This is a genomic window from Streptomyces sp. SM1 (assembly GCF_002910825.1).
In the GTDB taxonomy this organism is placed as follows: Bacteria; Actinomycetota; Actinomycetes; order Streptomycetales; family Streptomycetaceae; genus Streptomyces; species Streptomyces okerensis.
In genome coordinates this window covers 1-2,031 of record NZ_NEUB01000696.1, presented here as the reverse complement: position 1 = coordinate 2,031, position 2,031 = coordinate 1, and the positions used below count along the sequence as shown (strand labels likewise).

The 2,031-nt window shown below is 68.6% G+C and carries 4 protein-coding genes; 2 read left to right on the top strand and 2 right to left on the bottom strand.

The features are described from left to right. On the top strand, nucleotides 1-387 hold a 387-nt coding region (locus tag B9S61_RS19350; RefSeq protein WP_146064891.1), incomplete at its 5' end, for a transposase family protein. Nucleotides 388-661: 274 nt separating this feature from the next. Here the strand turns inward: B9S61_RS19350 and B9S61_RS43500 are convergent. Continuing rightward, nucleotides 662-850, bottom strand: a complete 189-nt coding sequence (locus B9S61_RS43500) for an IS3 family transposase (protein ID WP_374936229.1) — start codon at nucleotides 848-850, stop codon at nucleotides 662-664. 136 nt (nucleotides 851-986) lie between these two features. On the opposite strand from B9S61_RS43500, the gene B9S61_RS19340 reads away from it, so the two are divergent. Next, nucleotides 987-1,481, top strand: coding sequence for a winged helix-turn-helix domain-containing protein (locus B9S61_RS19340; RefSeq protein ID WP_103543389.1), 495 nt, complete (start codon nucleotides 987-989; stop codon nucleotides 1,479-1,481). Between the two features lie 214 nt (nucleotides 1,482-1,695). Here B9S61_RS19340 and B9S61_RS19335 read toward each other — a convergent pair. After that, nucleotides 1,696-2,031 (bottom strand): transposase (locus tag B9S61_RS19335; protein ID WP_146064890.1); only part of this gene is annotated, 336 nt, incomplete at its 5' end.

Below are 2,031 nucleotides of genomic sequence, written 5' to 3'. Positions count from 1 at the left end.
CCGGACGGCTGGCCCCTCTGGGTCTCCCCGGTCCGCCCGGGCCGCGAGCATGACACCACCTGCGCACGGGCCCACGGACTGGTCGACGCCCTGAACCGGCTCGCCGCCACCCTGGGCGTCCCCACCCTGACCGACCTCGGCTACGAGAACGCCGGGCCCGGCTTCCGTCACCCGGTCAAGAAGCCCAAGGGCGGTGAACTCGCCGAGCCCGACCAGGCGTTCAACGCCGTGATCCGAGGCGTCCACGCCGTCGCCGAACGTGCCAACGCCCTGCTGAAGGTCACTTTCAAGGCCCTGCGCAGGGTCAGCCTCGACCCCTCGGCCATCACCCGCATCGCCCGAGCCGCCCTCGTCCTGCTCCAGCTCGAGCACGACCGCACCGCCTGAACGAAGATCACAAAACGTCACGAGGCGTTACCGAGAAGAGTTCATTGCCTGGACTCAACCGGGCGCTGTGATGAATGAGGCTAGAGTCCTTCTTGATCCTCCGCCTCCACAACGCCATTTCCAAGGCGTCCAAAGGCAGTTCGGTCCGCATGTGGTTCGCGACCTGCCAGCCGACGATCATCCGCGAGTACACGTCCAGGATAAATGTACGCCCAGCCCGACCAGGTGCGGACATACGTCATGTCCGCCACCCACAGCTGGTCCCGCCGTGAAGTCACGGTCGACCAGGTCCGGCGGGCGGGGTGCCGATGGCTCCGGCACGGTGGTCCGCCGCCGCTGCCCGGGACACGCCCTCCAGGCCCAGCTCGCCCATCAGCCGCTCGACGGTGCAGCGGGCGACGACAATGCCCTTGCGTCGCAGTGCGCGGGTGATCCGCCGGACGCCACAGGTGCCGCCCGATATTCGGCGTGAACCTGCTGGATCAGTGGCATGAGCTGCTCGTCCGGGAGCCGACGCGCGGACTTCGGCCGCTCCTTGCGGGTGTACTGATCTTTTGACTGGGGCTTGACAAGTCTGGGGGTTGCGGTATGCCGGTTGTATGGGGTTTTCGGGGGCGGCCGTGCCGGGGTCGCGGGAGTTGGAAGCGCGGCGGCTGGACGCGGCTGGGTTGTTCGAACAAGGGGTGCGTCAGGTGCGGGTGGCCGAGCGGCTGGGGGTGTCCCGGCAGGCGGTAAGTCAGTGGCACGCGGCGTGGAGAGCGGGCGGCGTGGAGGCCCTGGCGGCGAGATACGGGAACACCACGGTTCACCGGCGGCTGACGGACGAGCAGGAGGCCGAGCTGGTCACGCTGCTGCGGCAGGGTCCCACGGCTCACGGCTGGGATGATCAGCGGTGGACGCTCGCGCGGATCTCCCGGCTGGTCCAGGAGCGGTACGGGCCGTCGTACTCGCCGGGCGGGATGTGGCAGTTATTGCGGCGTCTTGGCTGGTCGTGGCAGGTTCCTCAGGGGCGGGCGATTCAGTGGGACGAGGAGGCGATCGCCGCATGGTGCACGGAGACGTGGCCGGCGGTGTCCCATCCGGGCGAGCGGTGAGTGAGGACCGCTGGATCGTCTTCGGTGACGAATCCGGGGCCGCTGTGTCCTCGGTGATGCGCCGCACCTGGGGTCCCAGGGGGCACACACCTGTCGTGCGTCGGAACTGAGGGCTCCATGATCTGCACCATGGAGCCCTCAGCCCTGGGGGGTGCCTCTATGTCCTTCGTCAAGGCACCCTTGTCGGGTTTGGGGTGGTTCGGTGTTGCTGGGGTTATGCGGCGAGCTCGACGTCTTTCGGTGTCCGGGGTTCGTAGAAGGTGCCGTCGCGGAGCATGGCGAACAGGACGCTGATGCGCTGGCGGGCGAGGCGGAGGAGGGCTTGGGTGTGGGTCTTGCCGCGGGCTCGCTGGCGGTCGTAGTAGGTGCGGGAGGCCGGGTCGGCGTTCATGCAGGCGAAGGCGGACAGGAACATCGCCCGTTTGAGTTGCCGGTTGCCGCCTCGGGGTGCGTGTTCGCCGTGGATGGAGGTGCCCGACTGCTTCGTGGTGGGGGCCAGTCCGGCGTAGGAGGCGAGGTGGGCGGCGGTGGGGAAGCTGGTGCCGTCGCC